The organism is Streptomyces sp. NBC_00019 (assembly GCF_045041015.1).
Taxonomy (GTDB): Bacteria; Actinomycetota; Actinomycetes; order Streptomycetales; family Streptomycetaceae; genus Streptomyces.
Genome location: NZ_CP108302.1, coordinates 5,059,869 through 5,077,182 on the forward strand (window position 1 = coordinate 5,059,869; position 17,314 = coordinate 5,077,182).

Annotated in this window: 16 protein-coding genes and 1 rRNA gene; 12 read left to right on the forward strand and 5 right to left on the reverse strand. The window is 69.2% G+C overall.

Annotation, left to right across the window (positions count from 1 at the left end; genetic code table 11):
* Positions 1-171: 171 nt before the first annotated feature.
* Both OHU89_RS23755 and OHU89_RS23760 read right to left on the reverse strand, forming a co-directional pair.
* Entirely contained in the window at positions 172-1,179 is a 1,008-nt protein-coding gene (locus OHU89_RS23755; protein ID WP_323185143.1) for a bifunctional lytic transglycosylase/C40 family peptidase, read from the reverse strand.
* A 68-nt stretch (positions 1,180-1,247) separates the two neighbouring features.
* The gene (locus OHU89_RS23760) at positions 1,248-1,964 is read right to left on the reverse strand and encodes a trypsin-like peptidase domain-containing protein (protein WP_405645679.1); all 717 of its coding nucleotides are present in this window, start codon (positions 1,962-1,964) and stop codon (positions 1,248-1,250) included.
* A 124-nt stretch (positions 1,965-2,088) separates the two neighbouring features.
* On the opposite strand from OHU89_RS23760, the gene OHU89_RS23765 reads away from it, so the two are divergent.
* Complete coding sequence (locus OHU89_RS23765; RefSeq protein WP_405645681.1) at positions 2,089-3,342, forward strand: RNA polymerase subunit sigma-70; 1,254 nt, start codon at positions 2,089-2,091, stop codon at positions 3,340-3,342.
* Positions 3,343-3,418: 76 nt separating this feature from the next.
* On the forward strand, positions 3,419-3,850 hold the full coding sequence (locus tag OHU89_RS23770; protein ID WP_405645683.1) for an SDR family oxidoreductase: 432 nt from the start codon (positions 3,419-3,421) through the stop codon (positions 3,848-3,850).
* Between the two features lie 18 nt (positions 3,851-3,868).
* Here the strand turns inward: OHU89_RS23770 and OHU89_RS23775 are convergent, their stop codons facing one another.
* Positions 3,869-4,783 (reverse strand): oxidoreductase, encoded by a 915-nt coding sequence (locus OHU89_RS23775; protein ID WP_405645685.1) that lies wholly within the window; start codon positions 4,781-4,783, stop codon positions 3,869-3,871.
* A gap of 89 nt (positions 4,784-4,872) precedes the next feature.
* Between OHU89_RS23775 and OHU89_RS23780 the strand changes: the two genes are divergently transcribed.
* From OHU89_RS23780 to OHU89_RS23815, 8 genes are all read left to right on the forward strand, one after another.
* A complete protein-coding gene (locus OHU89_RS23780; protein WP_405645687.1) occupies positions 4,873-5,487 on the forward strand; it encodes a TetR/AcrR family transcriptional regulator in 615 nt (204 codons plus the stop codon).
* Positions 5,488-5,733: 246 nt separating this feature from the next.
* Positions 5,734-7,083 (forward strand): peptidase S8, encoded by a 1,350-nt coding sequence (locus OHU89_RS23785; RefSeq protein WP_405645689.1) that lies wholly within the window; start codon positions 5,734-5,736, stop codon positions 7,081-7,083.
* Between the two features lie 351 nt (positions 7,084-7,434).
* Positions 7,435-7,743 (forward strand): hypothetical protein, encoded by a 309-nt coding sequence (locus tag OHU89_RS23790; protein ID WP_046262904.1) that lies wholly within the window; start codon positions 7,435-7,437, stop codon positions 7,741-7,743.
* A 186-nt stretch (positions 7,744-7,929) separates the two neighbouring features.
* Positions 7,930-8,733, forward strand: a complete 804-nt coding sequence (locus tag OHU89_RS23795) for a hypothetical protein (RefSeq protein ID WP_405645691.1) — start codon at positions 7,930-7,932, stop codon at positions 8,731-8,733.
* A complete protein-coding gene (locus OHU89_RS23800; protein WP_405645693.1) occupies positions 8,723-10,051 on the forward strand; it encodes a hypothetical protein in 1,329 nt (442 codons plus the stop codon). Before OHU89_RS23795 ends, OHU89_RS23800 begins: the two co-directional genes overlap by 11 nt.
* A complete protein-coding gene (locus OHU89_RS23805) occupies positions 10,048-11,607 on the forward strand; it encodes an SCO6880 family protein (RefSeq protein WP_405645695.1) in 1,560 nt (519 codons plus the stop codon). The genes OHU89_RS23800 and OHU89_RS23805 overlap by 4 nt, the downstream gene beginning before the upstream one ends.
* Before the next feature lie 13 nt (positions 11,608-11,620).
* Positions 11,621-13,045 carry an ATP-binding protein gene (locus OHU89_RS23810; protein WP_405645697.1) on the forward strand — a complete coding sequence of 475 codons (1,425 nt, stop codon included), beginning with the start codon at positions 11,621-11,623 and terminating at the stop codon, positions 13,043-13,045.
* Positions 13,046-13,062: 17 nt separating this feature from the next.
* Complete coding sequence (locus OHU89_RS23815; protein WP_405654620.1) at positions 13,063-14,499, forward strand: TraM recognition domain-containing protein; 1,437 nt, start codon at positions 13,063-13,065, stop codon at positions 14,497-14,499.
* A gap of 19 nt (positions 14,500-14,518) precedes the next feature.
* Here the strand turns inward: OHU89_RS23815 and OHU89_RS23820 are convergent, their stop codons facing one another.
* On the reverse strand, positions 14,519-15,082 hold the full coding sequence (locus tag OHU89_RS23820) for a GNAT family N-acetyltransferase (protein WP_405645699.1): 564 nt from the start codon (positions 15,080-15,082) through the stop codon (positions 14,519-14,521).
* 95 nt (positions 15,083-15,177) lie between these two features.
* Here OHU89_RS23820 and OHU89_RS23825 point away from each other — a divergent pair, with 95 nt between their 5' ends.
* Both OHU89_RS23825 and OHU89_RS23830 read left to right on the forward strand, forming a co-directional pair.
* Entirely contained in the window at positions 15,178-16,419 is a 1,242-nt protein-coding gene (locus OHU89_RS23825; RefSeq protein ID WP_405645701.1) for a sensor histidine kinase, read from the forward strand.
* A complete protein-coding gene (locus OHU89_RS23830; RefSeq protein ID WP_405645703.1) occupies positions 16,416-17,075 on the forward strand; it encodes a response regulator in 660 nt (219 codons plus the stop codon). The genes OHU89_RS23825 and OHU89_RS23830 overlap by 4 nt, the downstream gene beginning before the upstream one ends.
* Before the next feature lie 43 nt (positions 17,076-17,118).
* Here the strand turns inward: OHU89_RS23830 and rrf are convergent.
* A 5S ribosomal RNA gene (gene rrf, locus OHU89_RS23835) occupies positions 17,119-17,235 on the reverse strand.
* Between the last annotated feature and the right edge of the window lie 79 nt (positions 17,236-17,314).

The window sequence follows — 17,314 nt, forward strand, 5'->3', positions numbered from 1 at the left end:
CCGGCGCGCAGAGGTTCGCGCGCCGCTGTTCCACCCCCGTGGTGTGTAGATCGCTACGAGAACAGGAACGCACGGTCCCTGTTAATACGTTCCACCCTCCACTGAATGATCACGCAGACGTTATCGAAGAGAGACACATCACTGCAGCTCAGGGGGTAGGTTCACAGGCCGTCAGACCGTCGTGGGGAGCGCTTTCGCGCCATCTTCGGTGACGCGTGTGGCTCCGAAGTAGTCGGGGGTGTCGATCGGGTCGAACCGGATCACAGCACCCGTTCTCGGGGCGTCGATCATGTACCCGCCGCCGACATAAATCCCCACATGCCGGATGGCCCGGGAGTTGGTGAGGTCGTCCGAGAAGAAGACGAGATCCCCGGGGAGAAGCTCGTCCCTGGCCGGATGCTGACCCGCGTTCCACTGGTCGTTGGCGACGCGGGGCAACGAGATCCCGACGCTCTCGTACGCGGCCTTCGTCAGCCCCGAGCAGTCGAACCGCCCACCGTCCTGAGCAGTACCGTCACCGCCCCAGAGGTAGGGCGTGCCGAGCTTCTTCTGTGCGTAGTAGATGGCGCCGGCGGCCTGCTTCGAGGGATCCACGCGCGTGACGGGAGCCGCGAAGCTCTCCTCCAGCGTCGTGATCGTCTTCACGTAGTTCTGGGTCTCCTTGTACGGCGGCACACCCCCGTACTTGATCACCGCGTAGGCCCCCGCGTTGTAGGACGCGAGCATGTTCTTCGTGGCGTCCCCGGGGACGTCCTTCACGTACGAGGCGAGGGTGCAGTCGTACTTCGCGGCCGACGGAATCGCGTCATTCGGATCCCATACGTCGCGGTCGCCGTCCCCGTCGCCGTCGATTCCGTGCGTGGCCCATGTTCCGGGGATGAATTGCGCTATCCCCTGCGCGGCCGCGGCGCTCTGCGCCTTCGGGTTGAACCCGCTCTCCTGGTACAGCTGGGCGGCGAGCAGCGCCGGGTTGATCGCGGTGCAGAGGTTGCCCCACTTCTGCACGAGGTTCTGATAGGCGGCCGGCACGGACCCCTTGGCCAGCGCCTTCGTGGCTCCGCCGACCCCGTTGGCGAGGTTCCCGGCGACGACGTACACACCGACGACGAGCAGCATCACGAAGCTGAGCCCCGCCCCGAGGACGGCACCCCCCACGATCCATGCCTTACGCACCGTCAACCGCCCCTCGCTGCCCCGGAGTCCGACGCCCAGGTCAGTTTAGGGGCGCCTTCGTCGTTCTGGGGTGATCATGCGGAAGGAGACTCCGTCGCGTCCCGGTACAGCCGCGCGGCCTCCCGCCCGAGCACCACGCTGTACGAGATGCCGGCGGTCGCCCCGCCCTGCTCGTGCCCGCCGAGCACCCCGACGACCTCCCCGTCCCCGTTGACCCACGGGCTGCCGCTGGTGCCGCCGCTGAAGCCGGGACAGTCGACGCGTTGTTGCGTACGGCTGTGCGCGATCGGCTTGTCGGTGCAGCGGACCGGCGTCTCGCGGGAGTCGGGGTAGCCGGTGACCGTGACGCCGGTGGCGCCGGTCGCGGTACCGGTGGTGAAGCGGTTCCCCCCGACGAGGTCCTCGACGCCCTCGCCCCGCCGCTCGGCCAGGGTCGCGAACGCCACGTCACTGTCCTCGTCCCACGCGTCGGGGAGAAACCGTCCGGTGATGCGCCACCTCCCGTACGGCGCCCTGCCGTTCCGGTAGCCCGGCACGAACACGAGGTCGTCCGTGTCACCGTCCAGGCAGTGCGCGGCGGTGACGATGAGATCCCGGTGCGGGCTGTGCACGACGGACGCGGTACAGAAGTGCTGCCCACCGTCGAACAGCGCTCCCACGCGCGCGGTTTCCGCGGTTGTGGCGGCGGTGACGGTGACCCCGAAAGGTCCGGGACCGTCATCGGCGGCCGCCTCGGAGGCGGAGGTGACGGCGAGGAGTACGAGGACGGCGTAGAGAGGCGTGCGCTTCATCGGAACGCAGCCTTCCGCACGAAGGTGAGAACCGGGTCAGGCGCGTGTCAAAGGACACCTACCCTGGCAGCGTTCTCTCGAGCAGAGGAGCCCTCATGCCCACGCTCATCGCGCGGCGAGCCGCATGACCGCCACGTGCCGGACCTGCGGGCGCCCCATCGAGCGCACCGCGGGCCCCGGACGGACCGCCTCCTACTGTTCGCAGGCATGCCGGCAGCGGGCGTACCGGAAGCGGCGCAGCCCCGCCGCCAAGGAGCTGGTCTCCGACATCGGCGACCAGCTGAACCGTCTGCGGCTGGAACCCCCGGTCGTCTTCCGCGCCGACGTCGAGGCGCTCACCACCCGGTTCGCGCAACTCCGGCGGCTCGCCCGGGAGGCCCGTACGGAAAACGTCACACCGACCGGCGTGACGAATCCCGGCGAGGACGACTTCACGGCTCTCATCGAGGCCCACCGCAAGGAACTCCGCGTCCACTGCTACCGCCTGCTCGGCTCGTACGACGAGGCGGAGGACCTCACCCAGGAGACGTTCCTCAAGGCGTGGCGGGCGAGGGACGCGATGGACGGCGTGGAGAACCCGCGGGCGTGGCTGTACCGGATCGCCACCAACGCCTGCCTGGACTTTCTCCGGAAGAACGACCGCCGCCCCACCCCCTACGAGCCCGTCCCCGGCATCGACTCGGGCGACGGCCCCCCGCCCCCGTCCATGCCCTGGCTGCAGCCCTTCCCGGACGACCAGCTCCCCGACGAACCCGTCGCGCGGGCCGTCGCGAGCGAGACCCTGGAGCTGGTCTTCCTCACGGCGATCCAGCACCTTCCGCCGCGTCAGCGCGCCGCGGTGATCCTGCGGGACGTGGCGGGATGGTCGGCCCAGGAGACCGCCGACCTGCTGGAATCGTCGCTCGCGTCGGCCAACAGCGCGGTGCAGCGCGGGAGATCGGCGCTGCGGGAGGCGCTGCCCGGGCGGCGCGAGGACTGGTCGGCGGCCGCCCCCAGCACCGACGAACTGGCGCTGCTCCAGCGCTACATGGACGCCGTGGCCCGCGTGGACTTCGACGCCATGGCCGAGCTGGTCCGCGAGGACGCCGTGCTCACCATGCCGCCGAACCCGTTCTGGTTCACGACCCGCGAGGCCCTCTTCGCCTTCATCCGCCCGAACCTCGACCCGGCCTCCCCGATGTTCGTCGGACACTGGCGCCACCTCCCCGTACGCGCCAACGGGCAGGTGGCGGTGGCCGGTTACCTGCGACGGCCCGGTACGACCGTCTTCCGGGGCCAGAACATCGACGTCCTGCGGATCGAGGACGGGAGGATCGCCGCGATCACCACCTTCGAGCCGCATCTGTACCCGGCGTTCGGTCTGCCGATGGCTCTCTGAGGCAGCGATGAGTTTTCCGCGCGGGCACGTCCCATGAGTGACGGGCGCACACGGCGCCCCCACCCAGGGAGTCACCATGCTGAACCTGCTGAAGAACAAGGTCGCGGTCGTCTACGGCGGTGCGGGTTCGCTCGGCGCGGGTGTCGCGAAGGCGTACGCCGACGCGGGCGCGCGGGTCTTCCTCGTCGGCCGTACGGAGTCGACGCTGCGGAAGGTCGCGGAGGAGACCGGTGCCGAGTACGACGTACTGGACGCCCGTGACGAGGCCGCCGTGGAGGCGCACGCGGCGTCGGTCGTGGAACGGGCCGGCCGGATCGACATCTCCCTCAACCTCGTACCGCGCGGGGACTTCCATGGCGTATCGCTGACGGAGATGTCGCTCGAGGACTACACGCGGCCGGTGGTGCAGGGCATCGCCTGCCAGTTCGTCACCGCGCGGGCGTCAGCATCACGGGCACGTGGATCAACGCGACGGCGGGCATGTTCGCCAGCTGACCCGTACCCGTGACCGCCTCACGGGTGGCGCTCAGCCCCGTACGGCCGCCTCCAGCGGGAACCGCGTCCCCGTCAGCTCCTCCGACACCGTCCACAGCCGCCTCGCCGTCGCCGGGTCGCTCGCCGCGGGTGAGCGGCCCACCAGGGTGGGGGCGCCCCGCATCTCGCCCAACCCGTCCGGGCCGACATAGCTCGCGCCGGGCAGGTCCTGCGTCGCCGCGTACAGCGTCGGCAGGGTGCCCGCCCTGTCGTCCTGGGCCAGGAACCTGTTGCCGAACTTCATGAAGACCCGGGCCGCCGGACTCGCCGCGTGGCTCTGGAGGTTGGTGGCCGAGTAGCCGGGGTGGGCGGCGAGGGCGCGGACCGGGGAGCCCGACTCCGTCAGGCGGCGCTGGAGTTCCAGGGTGAACAGGAGGTTCGCCAGCTTCGACTGGGCATAGGCCTGGTTGGGGTGGTAGCCGGTCGTCCAGTTCGGGTCGTCGAAGCGGATCCTCGCGTCGCCCCAGCGGTGGGCGCCCGAGGACACCGTCACCACCCGGTCCGTGAGGTACGGCAGCAGCAGGTTCGTGAGCGCGAAGTGGCCCAGGTGGTTCGTGCCGAACTGCATCTCGAAGCCGTCCGGCGTCCGCTGCTCCGGCACCATCATCACGCCGGCGTTGTTGATGAGGAGGTCCAGCGGACCGTCCCACGCCGCCGCGAACTCCCGCACGGACGACAGGTCCGCCAGGTCCAGGCGCCGCACCTCCACGCTGCCGTTCACCGTCCGCGCCGCCGCCTCACCGCGCCGCGGGTCCCGTACCGCGAACACCACGTGCGCGCCCGCCCCGGTCAGCGCGGCCGCGGCGGTGAGGCCGATGCCGCTGTTGGCGCCGGTGATCACGGCGATGCGGCCGGTCAGGTCGGGGAGGTGGGTCGCGTTCCATGCGTGCTTGCTCTTGTCAGCCATGCCCTCAAAGTAGGCGATGCCAACAATGCTGTCAATGACAACAATGGTGGCGGTGTCAACAATAGTGACGCCGTCTACATCGGGATACGATGGGGCCCATGCCGTCCGAGAAGTCCGAAACCCGCCCCTACCACCACGGAGACCTCCGCTCCGCCCTGCTCGCGAGCGCGGAGCGCACCCTGCGCGACAGGGGCGTGGCCTCGCTCTCCCTGCGCGAACTGGCCCGTGACATCGGCGTCAGCCACGCCGCCCCGGGGCGCCACTTCAAGGACAAGCAGGCCCTGCTCAACGCTCTGGCCCTTGACGGCTACGAACGACTGACCCGGGCCCTCGACACCGCCGACGACCCCGGCCTGCCGCTGGAGCCCCGGTTCACCGCCCTCGCGCGGGCCTATCTGGCCTTCTCCCTGGAGAACGCCGAGCTCCTGGAGCTCATGTACGCCCGCAAGCACGACCCCGAGGCGTCCGAGCAGATGGCCGTCGCCGTCGGCCGCACGGTGGGAGCCCTCGAGCAGATCATCTCGGACGCCCAGCAGCGCGGCGAGATCGTCCAGGGGGACCCCGGCCGCCTCACCCTCGCCCTGGGCGCCACCCTGCACGGCACCGCCATGTTCGCCGCCACCGACAAGCTCGACCCGCAGACAGCCCTCGACGGCATTCCCGAGCTCGTACATCTCCTGCTGCACGGCCTCACGCCCAGGTGACCCTCCGGCAGTTGTGCGCAACGCGTGCAGATGGTCAAGCCGAGGCCATTCGCCGCCCATCGCCCCGCCATTTATCAGTAACCCCCCAACCCCCTTCAGTAAGGCGGAAGTCAGGATTCCACCGCCCGTCTTGTTGTCACGTACTCAACAAGGGGATGGTCTACGCGGGTCGCCGCCCCCACCGGGAACCTCACCGGTGGTCCCCCACCGCAGGCCTCTGCCACCCCACTCTCAGGAGGCTGTACGTTGCGTACGCCCAACACCCCCCACATATCCGGCAGATCGCGCCGGATCGGCTCGGCCGCCACGGCCACGGCCGCCCTCCTCCTCGCCGGACTCGGCATCGCGACCCACGCCGACGCGGCCACCCCCACGCCGCACAAGGTGAGCGCCAAGACCGTCGCCGCACAGGTCGCCAAGGCCCATGTGCAGTACGAGAGCGCGTGCGGCACGACCCCGAAGAAGGGCTACGCCGCCTGCAACGCGCTCCGTGTCACCGGCGGCACCACCGCCTACATGGAGAAGCAGGCCGCGCTCAAGGGCGCGACCCCCAAGACCGTCAAGCCGAACGCCACCTCGGCCACGCCGACCGGCTACGGCCCGAGCGACCTCCAGGACGCCTACGGCCTGACCGACGCCTCCTCCTCGAACGGCTCCGGCGAGACCATCGCCATCGTCGACGCCTACGACGACCCCAACGCCGCCGCGGACCTGGCCACCTACCGCTCCTACTACGGCCTCTCCGCCTGCGCCGTCGCCAACGGCTGCTTCAAGAAGGTCTCCCAGACCGGCTCCACGACCTCCCTCCCCACCGCCGACAGCGGCTGGGCGGGCGAGATCTCCCTCGACCTCGACATGGTCTCCGCCATCGCCCCGAACGCCAAGATCCTGCTGGTCGAGGCGAGTTCGTCGAGCATGGCCGACCTGGGCAAGGCGGTGAACGAGGCCGTCGCCCTGGGCGCCAAGTTCGTCTCCAACTCCTACGGCGGCTCCGAGTCCTCCTCGGACACCTCCTACGACTCCTCCTACTTCAACCACCCGGGCGTCGCCATCACCGTCTCCGCCGGCGACGAGGCCTACGGCGCCGAGTACCCGGCCGGTTCGAAGTACGTGACATCGGTCGGCGGCACCAAGCTCTCCACGTCCTCCACCAGCCGCGGCTGGACCGAGAGCGTCTGGAAGACCAGCAGCACCGAGGGCACCGGCTCCGGCTGCTCCGCGTACGACGCCAAGCCCAGCTGGCAGACCGACACCGGCTGCACCAAGCGCATGATCTCCGACGTCTCCGCCGTCGCCGACCCGGCCACCGGTGTCTCCGTCTACGACTCCTACGGCTCCGACGGCACCGGCTGGAACACCTACGGCGGCACCAGCGCCTCGGCCCCGATCATCGCCTCCGTGTACGCCCTGGCCGGCACGCCGTCCAGCAGCTCCTACCCGGCGCAGTTCCCCTACGAGGACACCTCGGCCCTCAACGACGTGACCTCCGGAAACAACGGCACCTGCTCCACGAGCTACTTCTGCACCGCCACCTCGGGCTACGACGGCCCGACCGGCCTGGGCACCCCGGCGGGCGTGGGCGCCTTCACGGGCTGACGCTCAGTCACCAGACAGACGGGCCGCGGCACCAGCCGCGGCCCGTTCGTCATGCCGGTGTCGTACGGAGATAGCCTTCACCCGCAGAACATGGGTGCAACTTGGGTGCCACCAGCAGCCAGATCCCAAGAAGAGGTCAACGACGGAACCACACGAAGGTTCCGCTCCGGCCTCATTGCCCGGCGTGACGTGCCGTGATACACAGAGTGACCGGGCAGTGCATTCGTACGAAACCCGCCAATCAATGACGCCAAGTCGACATCCGGCAGCAGAATTGTCGGCGACAATGATGCCTGACCTCTGCGCACCTGCAGGGGGAAGCGGAACTACCCACCAGGGGCGGTGACTTACATGCTCTTTGCGGCCGACAAGGGAGACATCAACACCATCATCGGCGGGATCGCTCCGGACTGGGGCCCCTTCGGGGCGCTGGGCACTGAAGCGAAGACGATGATCCAGGTCGTCATGGCGGTCGCCATCATGCTCTGCCTCGGCATCGCCATCTGGGGCGCCGCGAAGCAACGCATCGGCGCGACGGCCCTCCGTGACACCTTCAGCGCGGAACAGGGCAAGGGCCTGATCATCGCCGGCCTCACCGGGGTCTTCATCATCGGCTCACTGGGCACGCTGTTCACCATCGTGTACGGCATGGCTGTCTAGCAGGCATTCCTCCAGTCCCCGGGCACGCCCGGCCCCCACCCCTCCACCCCACCCGCCCGTCGTGCCCACCGACTGAGGTTGCGTTTCCCTGATGCCGAGTCACCACACCGCGCCCGCGCGGGAACCAGCACGGCTACCGTCGTACTCCTACGTGTTTCCGCACGACGTCGAGGGGGCGTACCCGGCATGAGTCCCGGTGACGAACACGACACCTCCGGCGGCTATGGCGGCTCCGGCCAGACCCGCACCCGCATGCCGGACGACGTGTACGGCGGCGCGCGTCCCCGCGCCCGCTCGTCGTCACGCAGCCTGGTCACGGTGGTCGGCGTGGTCGTCCTCCTCATCGCCGCGATCGCCTTCGCGAACCGCGGAGAAGACGACTCCGCATCGAAAACCGGCGCCAGCGACAAGCCCGAGGTAGCGAGCACGGCGGCGAGCGGGACAAAGCCGGTGACGGCGGGATTCGCGCATGATGCGCAAGGCGCTCAGAGTGCCGCGGCCAATTACTCGGTGACTTTGGGATCGGCCGAGATGTTCAACACGGACCGGCGGCACGAGATCGTCAACAGCGTCTACGCCCCTGACGTTGCCGCCGCCCGACAGGCGGACCTGGACAGCGCCTACTCCAGTGAGAAGTTCCTGACCAACATCGGTCTGAACAAGGACGGCGCCGCGCCAACCGGCCAGACCTTCGTCTCACGCGTCATCCCGGTGGGTACCAAGGCCACCTCGTCCAACGCGAGCACCGCCACCGTAGAGGTCTGGTACACGTCCCTCTTCGGCCTGTCCGGCGACGGATCGACCAACCCAGTGTCCGAGTCCTGGTACACCACCACGTACCAGCTGAGGTGGGTCGCCGACGACTGGAAAGTCACCGACTTCCAGCAAAAGGACGGTCCCGTGCCCGTCGGGCGCGACCAGAGGGCCTCCACAGCCGACGACATGACGAAGGCCGTCGAGGAGTACGGAGGTTTCACGTATGCGCGCTAACCACCACGTCCTCAAGGTCACCGGTGCTGTCGCCGCAGTGCAGGCCGCCACCGTGCTGCTGGCCACCCGTGCCTTCGCCGCGCCCACCCCGAGCCCTACGCCTTCGCCGACCGGCAGCAACGACCCCTGCGACCTCATCCGTGGCCCCGCCAAGGACTACTGCGAACGCGGCGAAACCGGCGGCGCCTCCGGCGGAACCACCACCGACCCCACCTCCACCCTCGACCCCCTCTCCTCCCTCGCCAAGGGCTGTGCCGACGCCGCCGCATGGACCGTCGACAAGCTCAGCGAGGCCGTGAAGGACACCGCGAACGTCGACTTCACGAACCCCAAGTTTCTCCAGCAGTACGCGGTCGTCTTCGCGGCGTCGACGATTCTGACGCTGCTGCTGTGGCTGCTGGCCGTAGCCAAGCGAGCCGTCCGTGGCGCACCCCTCACCACGGCCATCTCCGAAGCGATCGGGTTCCTCTGGCTGACCGTGCTGGCGTCGGCGTTCACTCCCCTGATCCTCTACACGGTCGTCTCGGCCACCGACGGAGTCACCGAGGTCCTCGCGAAGACCACCGGCGACCAGACGGACACGTTCTTCGGCACCTTCTCCGGCGCCCTGGAGAAGGGCGAGGACATCGGCGGCGGCCCGATCATGCTGATCGTGGTGTCCCTCGTCTCCATCCTCGCCGCCGGCGTCCTCTGGCTGGAGCTGGTCATCAGGGCCGCGCTCCTCTATGTCGGCGCCCTCCTAGGCACCGTCGTCTACGCGGGCCTGGTCGACAAGAACCTGTGGGGCCACGTCCGCCGCTGGGCGGGCATCATGATCGCGGTCATCCTGGTCAAGCCGGTCATCGTGATCGTCCTGGGGCTAGCCGGCGCACTGTCCGCCGACGACGGCCCCGACGCCTTCTCCGCCGTGGTCTCCGGCCTGGCCATCATCCTGCTCGCCATCTTCGCCAGCGCGATGATCTACCGCTTCGTCCCCGGCTTCGGCGACGAGATCGCGGGCTCCCGCAACAACCGCATCATGCAGGGCGCCGAAGGAAAGGCGGCCGCGGTCATCAGCTCCCCCGCGACCCTCGTCGCCCAGGGCATCAAGACCCACAGCACCAGGGCCGACAACAACGGCGGCGGCAACGGTTCGAGCGGCGCACGCCCCTCCAACCCCGCCTCCGGCGGCGTAGCCGCCCACAGCGCCCGCACCCCGAACGGTGGCGGCGGCGGATCTGTCCCCTCCGCCGCACCCCAGCCGCGTTCGAGCAACGCGGTCAACACCCCGCACGCCAGCAACAACCGCAACAAGCCCACAGGAGGTGACGGGCGTTGACGACCGAGTCCCATGTGTCCCACGCGGTCACACCCCGCCGTACCTATCTCATCGGCCGCGCCCGGCCGAACGCGATCGTCGGCCGCAACCGTGAGACAGGCGAGATCGCGCTGATCATCGGCGGCGCGTTCCTCGGCATGATGTGCGGGCTCCTCGTCCCCGTCCTGGCCTTGCGCATCGTCCTGCTGATGGGCTTCCCGCTGATCGCCCTGATGGCGGTCTACGTGCCGTACAAGCACCGCACGTTCTACAAGTGGTTCGAGATCAACCGCAGTTACAAGCGGTCCCTGAAGCGGGGGACCGTCTACCGCTCCGGCGTCATGGAGGCCGGCATCAGGACCGACGGCCTGGAGGTCGAGATCGGCCCGCCGCCCGGCATCGGCCGTATCACCTGGCTCGCCGCGCCCTTCGGCCCGGACGAGATCGCCGTACTCCTGCACGCGGACCGCCGCACCGTCACCGCCGCCATCGAGATCGAGGGCCCCGGCGTCGGCCTGCGCGACTCCGAGGACCAGGAAGCCCTCGTCGACCGCTTCGGCACCCTGCTCAAGCACGTCGCCAACGGGGACGGCTTCGTCACCCGCCTCCAGATGCTCGCCCGCACCCTCCCCGCCGACCCCGACGCCCACGCCAAGGACGTCTCCGTCCGCGGGGACGAGAGGGCACCGGGATGGCTGCAGCAGTCGTACGACCAACTCCAGTCCATGGTGTCGACGAGCAGCGAGCAGCACCGCGCCTACCTCGTCGCCTGTATGCACTTCACCCGCGAGCTCGCCGCCGAGGCCCACACCATGGCCCGCGCGGCACGCCCCCAGTCCGGCCGCAAGCTGGACCGCGACGCGGGCCTCGCGGTCGTGATGGCGCGTGAGCTGACGGACATCTGCTCGCGGCTGCAGGAGGCCGACATCCGCGTACGGCAGCCGCTGGGCCAGGGCCGTCTCGCCTCGCTCATCCACTCCATGTACGACCCGGACCACCCCATCGACCACATCCAGGCGATGAGCAAGCGCAACTCCTGGCCGGCCGAGCTGGACGCCATGGAGCCGACGTATCTCCAGGCGAAGACCCGGGAGTCCAGCACCCGCGCGCCCTGGTGCCATGCGACGGCCTGGGTGAAGGAATGGCCGATGACCCCCGTCGGGGTCAACTTCCTCGCCCCCCTCCTCGTCCACACCCCGGACGTCATCCGCACGGTCGCCGTCACCATGGACCTCGAACCCACCGAGGTCGCCATCGAGCGCATGCTGACCGAGAAGACGAACGACGAGGCGGAAGCCTCCCGCCAGGCCAAGATGAACCGCACCGTCGACCCGCGCGACATCGCCTCCCACAACCGTCTCGACCAGCGCGGCGAAGACCTCGCGAGCGGTGCGGCCGGCGTCAACCTGGTCGGTTACATCACCGTCTCCTCCCGCAATCCCGACGCCCTGGCCCGCGACAAGCGGACCATCCGGGCCTCGGCCGGAAAGTCGTACCTGAAGCTCGAATGGTGCGACCGCGAACACCACCGCGCGTTCGTGAACACGCTCCCGTTCGCCACCGGCATCCGAAGGTAGGGGCTGAGCTCAGATGCGGGACCCGCTGTCCGTCCTCACCGACGCCTTCACGTCCTTCCTCTTCGGCAAGGTCGAGACGACCCGCCTGCCCGTCCGCACCTCCACCGGCCAGGCCCAGGCGGTCTACCTGCCCACGGCCGCACCGGGGCTGGGCGACTCCGGCGTGATCATCGGCCGCGAGGTGTACTCCGGGAAGGGCTACATCTACGACCCCTTCCAGCTGTACGGCCAGCAGCTCCCGGCACCTCACTGGCTGGTCCTCGGCGAGTCCGGCAACGGCAAGTCGGCGCTGGAGAAGACGTACGTCCTGCGCCAACTGCGCTTCCGCGACCGGCAGGTCGTCGTCCTCGACGCGCAGGGCGAGGACGGGGTCGGCGAATGGAACCTCATCGCGCAGAAGTTGGGGATAACTCCTATCCGCCTGGACCCGATGGCCGCGCTGGACATGGGTATCCGGCTCAACCCGCTCGACCCCGCGATCACGACGACCGGTCAGCTCGCGCTGCTCCGGACCATCATCGAGGTCGCGCTGGGCCACGGTCTCGACGAGCGCTCCGGCTTCGCGCTGAAGGTCGCGCACGCCTACGTCAACGAGACGATCGTCGAACGCCAGCCGATCCTCACGGACATCGTGGAGCAGCTACGGCACCCCGAGCCGGAGTCGGCCGAGGCGATGAACGTCGACATAGAGGACGTACGGGCATGGGGTCTGGACGTCGCGCTGGTCCTCGACCGCCTGGTCGACGGTGACCTGCGTGGCATGTTCGACGGCCCCACGACGGTCGGCATCGACCTGGACGCTCCGCTCATCGTCTTCGACCTGTCGCACATCGACCGCAACTCCATCGCCATGCCCATCCTCATGGCGATCGTCGGCGTGTGGCTGGAGCACACCTGGATCCGCCCCGACCGGAAGAAGCGCATCTTCCTGGTCGAGGAGGCCTGGCACATCATCAACAGCCCCTTCGTGGCCCAGCTGTTCCAGCGGCTGCTGAAGTTCGGCCGACGGCTCGGTCTGTCCTTCGTGGCGGTCGTCCACCACCTGTCCGACGTGGTGGACGGAGCCGCGGCGAAGGAGGCGGCGGCGATCCTGAAGATGGCGTCCACGAGGACGATCTACGCCCAGAAGGCGGACGAGGCCAGAATGACGGGCCGGGTGCTGGGTCTGCCACGCTGGGCGGTCGAGATCATCCCCTCGCTGACACCGGGCATCGCGGTGTGGGACGTCAACGGCAACGTCCAGGTGGTCAAACACCTGATCACCGAGACGGAACGCCCACTGGTCTTCACCGACCGCGCGATGACCGAGTCCTCCGAGGACCACCTCACGGACGACGCCCTGCGCGCGGCCGAGCTGGAGGCGGAGGAGCGGGCGGCGGCCTTCATGGAACAGCACATGGAGCAGCACATGGGCGACTCCGAGTCGACGGTGGCGTAGGCAGGAGGCGTGCCATGGTGAGACCTGACGACCGCCGCGGGCAGGAGGGCCAGGGAGGTCAGGGAGGCATCCCCGACGGACTGTTGGTCGGCATACTCGCCTTCCTCCTCGGCATGACCCTGATGGTCTGGTCGGCCACCGGCCTGGCGGGCCTGTTCGCCCACGGCAACTGGCCCCAGGGCGTCACCTTCGCCCGTACCCCTCTGGCGATGCGCCGGCTCATCGGCCAGCCCCACGACATCCCGGGCGCCTGGCCGGAGACCCCGGCCGGGCAGCTCTCCGGGTACGGGCTGTTCTGGGGGCTGGTCATCGGGCAGTTGATGATCCTGGTCGTGCTCACCGTGTTCGTCCTGGGGACGGTGGCTCGTTGGAAGGCGGTACGGCGGGCACGGCGGACGGAGGTTCCGGTCGCGGCAGTGGAACAGCCGCCGCCGGCTCCGGAGCCCGTCGTCGAGGCGGTCACGCACCACGAGGTCCCGACACCGCGGGCGGAGCCGGAGCCTCCCGCGGCGGTGGCGGTACCCCCACGAGTGGAGAAGGTTCTCGTGGCCCCGCGGGAGACCCGCCAGGCCTCCGCCACCCAGGCGGTCCACGACGCCGAGGGCGCCATCCTCGTCGTCACCTCGAACCCCGCCGTCTGGTCCGACACCAAGGACGCCCGCACCAAGCTGGGCCCGGTCCACCTCTACGACCCCGCCCACCTCTGCGACACCCCGGCCCGTCTCCACTGGTCCCCCACGACGGGCTGCGAGGACAAGCAGACGGCGACCGCGAGGGCCCACGCCCTCCTCGCCCCGGTCCGCCCCACAGCGAAGATCGACCAGGCCGTGGCCGACGTAGCGGAAACGCTCCTGCGAAGCTGTCTGCATGCCGCCGCCATCGACGGCCGCACCATCCGGCACGTCCACCGCTGGTCCCAGGGCACCCAGATCCAGGACGCGGTCCGCATCCTCCGCACCAACCCCAAGGCCGCCCCCGGAGCGGCGGGCGAGCTCGAGGCCGCACTCACCGCGTATCCCGAACGCCGGGACATCGCCCAGGAGTTGACCGGCCGCGCGCTCTCCGCCCTCTTCACGGTCAACATCCGCGAGTCGTGCACTCCAAACCGAACTGATGCCCTTGCCTTGGATTCCTTCGTGGACGAAGGGGGCACGCTTTATGTGGTGGGGGAATCCATCGAGGACCCCCGGACCAATCCGGGCGCCATGCCACTTCTGACGGCGCTCGTCTCCAGCGTGGTCGAGCGTGGCCGGCGCATGGCCGAACGGTCATCCTCCGGTCGCCTCGACCCACCACTGACGCTCGTCCTGGACGACGTCGCCGCCGTGGCTCCGCTTCCCCAGCTCCCGGAGCTGCTGGCCACCGGGGCGGACCGGGGCCTGCCGACCCTGGCCCTGCTCCGCTCCCGGGAACAGGCGAGGGCCCGCTGGCCGCACGACGAACTGCCGGTGTGACCACGGCCCTCCGAGAAGTTCAGGCCTTCTCGAGGACGAACTCCAACTCGATCTCGCCCTCATTGCCGGGCAACGGCACGGTCTTCCCGGTCGGCACGAACCCGGCCTTGCGATAGAACCCCTGGGCGCGCGGATTGTCCTCATGCACGATGAGCCGCACGGCCTCGACTCCACGCCCCCAAGCCCACTCGACGGCGGCCTCGAAGAGCCCCTTGGTCACCCCGCCACCACGCCACTCGGGCCGCACGAACACCCCGACCACATGCCCTTGGTTACGCTCGACGGGAAACCCGGCCCAGTCATCCGTCCCGGCCTCCTCGATCAGCACGACCACGGACCCGACCCACGTCCCGTCCGCGGCCTCGGCGATGAACTGCAGCGCCCCGCCATCCACCTTCGACGACCCGACAGCCCGCTCCTGCCAGAAGGAGTCCGGGTGGGTCAGGGCCTTCTCGTACGTCTCCAGAAAGGCAACCGGTGCCGCAGGATCCTGCAACGCGACGAGCCGCAGCTCCTTCACGGCGGGCCACTCGTCGGCACGTATGGACCGGACGACGTACGAATCTGGGCTCGAGTCACTCATACCGATCACGGTAGTACCCAGGTACCAGACCCCTCACCTCATATAAGCCCCCAGGTCGGACGCCTGGTACCCGCCCCACCCTGGACCATCGCACCATGGACCCCATGCCGGAGGAGCGAGAGACAAGAGCGGCCGAACCCCTCACCCAGTGGGTACAGCGCATCGCCCACGCGGTGCGCGCGTTCGACCGCCGCCATCCCCTCCCCTGGGACCTGACCTTCACCGGCTTCTGGGTGACGGCGGCCCTGATCGACTACGTCGGCGGCGGCTGGGAGAACGTGGCCCGCAACAAGGACGTCCCCGCCTCGTTGCTCCTCACCATGACTCTGGGCCTCTCGCTCCCCCTGCTCTGGCGCCGCACCCACCCCCGAGCCGTCCTGTGCGCGATAGCCCCCATGGCCCTCGCCAACGCCTGGAGCGGCGCGGTCCTCCAGGCCGCCCTGCTCCAGCTGGTCGTCGTCTACCACATCGCCCTGCGCCGCCCTCTGCGCTCCCTGTGGTGGACCACGATCCTCGTCATCACACCGGAGTTCGTGACGACCGCCCGCCACTCGAAGAGGAGTTGGGACGAGCAGGTGGTCCCGCTCCTCCTCTCTATCGCCCTCAGCGCCGCCATCGGCATCACGGTCCGCACCCGCCGCGACTACACCGAGGCCCTCGAGGACCGCGCCCGCCGCCTGGAGACCGAACGCGACCAGCAGGCCCAGCTCGCCGCGGCCGCCGAACGCGCCCGTATAGCCCGCGAGATGCACGACATCATCGGCCACAACCTCTCCGTCATCACCGGCCTCGCCGACGGCGGCCGCTACGCCGCAGCGAAATCCCCCGACCGCGCGGCACAAGCGCTGAACGCGATAGCCACCACAAGCCGCCAGGCGCTGACAGAACTCCGGCGCCTCCTGGACGTCCTGCGCGAAGAGGACCGCCCAGCCGCCGACCTGACCCCCCAGCCCGCTCTCACCGACCTCGATCAACTCATCGACGGCGTCCGCAAGGCAGGCCTCCCGGTCGGTACGACGATCCACGGCACCCCCGCCATCACCCCCGGCCGCCAGCTCACCGTCTACCGCGTCATCCAGGAAGCCCTCACCAACACCCTCAAACACGCCGGCCCCGGCGCCACTTCACAGATCGAGATGTCGTACGACGACGGCGGCGCCGTCACGGTCACGGTGACCGACACCGGCCGCGGCGGAGACACAGACGGCACCGGCGGCCGAGGCCTGCCCGGAATGCGCGAGCGAACAGCCCTGTACAGCGGCACACTTGAGGCCGGCCCACTCCCTGAGGGGGGCTGGCGTGTCCGCCTTCACCTACCGGAGGAAACCCCGCAGTGACGACCGTCCTCATCGCCGACGACCAACCCCTCCAGCGCTTCGGCTTCCGCATGCTGCTGGAGAGCCAGGACGACATGACGGTCCTCGGCGAAGCCCCGAACGGCATCGAGGCGATCCGTATGACAGCCGAGCTCCACCCCGACGTCGTCCTGATGGATGTCCGTATGCCCGGCCTCGACGGCATCGAGGCCACCCGCCGCATCGTCGCGGCCGGCGCCCGCACCCGCGTCCTGATCCTCACGACCTTCGACCTGGACGAGTACGCCTACGCGGGCTTACGGGCCGGCGCCTCCGGTTTCCTGGTGAAGGACGCCCAGCCGGAGGACCTGCTGTCAGGCATACGCGCGGTGGCCACGGGCGACGCGGTGGTCGCCCCGAGCCTGACCCGCCGCCTGTTGGACGCCTACGCCCACCACCTCCCGGCGGAAACCCCGACCACCGAGCCGGCGGACTCACGTCTCGCGGCCCTCACCGACCGGGAACGCGAGATCCTGACGGTCATCGGCAAGGGCTGGACCAACACGGAGATATCCGCCCGCCTGCACCTGGCCGAATCGACGGTGAAAACCCATGTGGGCCGCATCCTGGCGAAGACGGGCTCAAGAGACCGGATCCAAGCGGTGATCCTGGCCTACGAAACAAAGCTGGTGAAATAAAAAACCCCCGTGCCAATAGGCACGGGGGTTTTCTCTAAAGTTTGTTCGGCGGTGTCCTACTCTCCCACAGGGTCCCCCCTGCAGTACCATCGGCGCTGTAAGGCTTAGCTTCCGGGTTCGGAATGTAACCGGGCGTTTCCCTCACGCTATGACCACCGAAACACTATGAAACTGTCGAACTATGCCGCACCACACCCGGTTTACGGGTATGGGGCTGTTCGTGGTTTCAGAACCAACAC

What these genes read in the sequence shown, in the direction of transcription:
- OHU89_RS23760 (WP_405645679.1), bottom strand. Translation starts at nt 1,964, where the DNA reads ATGAAGCGCACGCCTCTCTACGCCGTCCTCGTACTCCTCGCCGTCACC.
- OHU89_RS23765 (WP_405645681.1), top strand. Translation starts at nt 2,089, where the DNA reads ATGACCGCCACGTGCCGGACCTGCGGGCGCCCCATCGAGCGCACCGCG.
- OHU89_RS23770 (WP_405645683.1), top strand. Translation starts at nt 3,419, where the DNA reads ATGCTGAACCTGCTGAAGAACAAGGTCGCGGTCGTCTACGGCGGTGCG.
- OHU89_RS23775 (WP_405645685.1), bottom strand. Translation starts at nt 4,783, where the DNA reads ATGGCTGACAAGAGCAAGCACGCATGGAACGCGACCCACCTCCCCGAC.
- OHU89_RS23780 (WP_405645687.1), top strand. Translation starts at nt 4,873, where the DNA reads ATGGGGCCCATGCCGTCCGAGAAGTCCGAAACCCGCCCCTACCACCAC.
- OHU89_RS23790 (WP_046262904.1), top strand. Translation starts at nt 7,435, where the DNA reads ATGCTCTTTGCGGCCGACAAGGGAGACATCAACACCATCATCGGCGGG.
- OHU89_RS23795 (WP_405645691.1), top strand. Translation starts at nt 7,930, where the DNA reads ATGAGTCCCGGTGACGAACACGACACCTCCGGCGGCTATGGCGGCTCC.
- OHU89_RS23800 (WP_405645693.1), top strand. Translation starts at nt 8,723, where the DNA reads ATGCGCGCTAACCACCACGTCCTCAAGGTCACCGGTGCTGTCGCCGCA.
- OHU89_RS23810 (WP_405645697.1), top strand. Translation starts at nt 11,621, where the DNA reads ATGCGGGACCCGCTGTCCGTCCTCACCGACGCCTTCACGTCCTTCCTC.
- OHU89_RS23820 (WP_405645699.1), bottom strand. Translation starts at nt 15,082, where the DNA reads ATGAGTGACTCGAGCCCAGATTCGTACGTCGTCCGGTCCATACGTGCC.
- OHU89_RS23825 (WP_405645701.1), top strand. Translation starts at nt 15,178, where the DNA reads ATGGACCCCATGCCGGAGGAGCGAGAGACAAGAGCGGCCGAACCCCTC.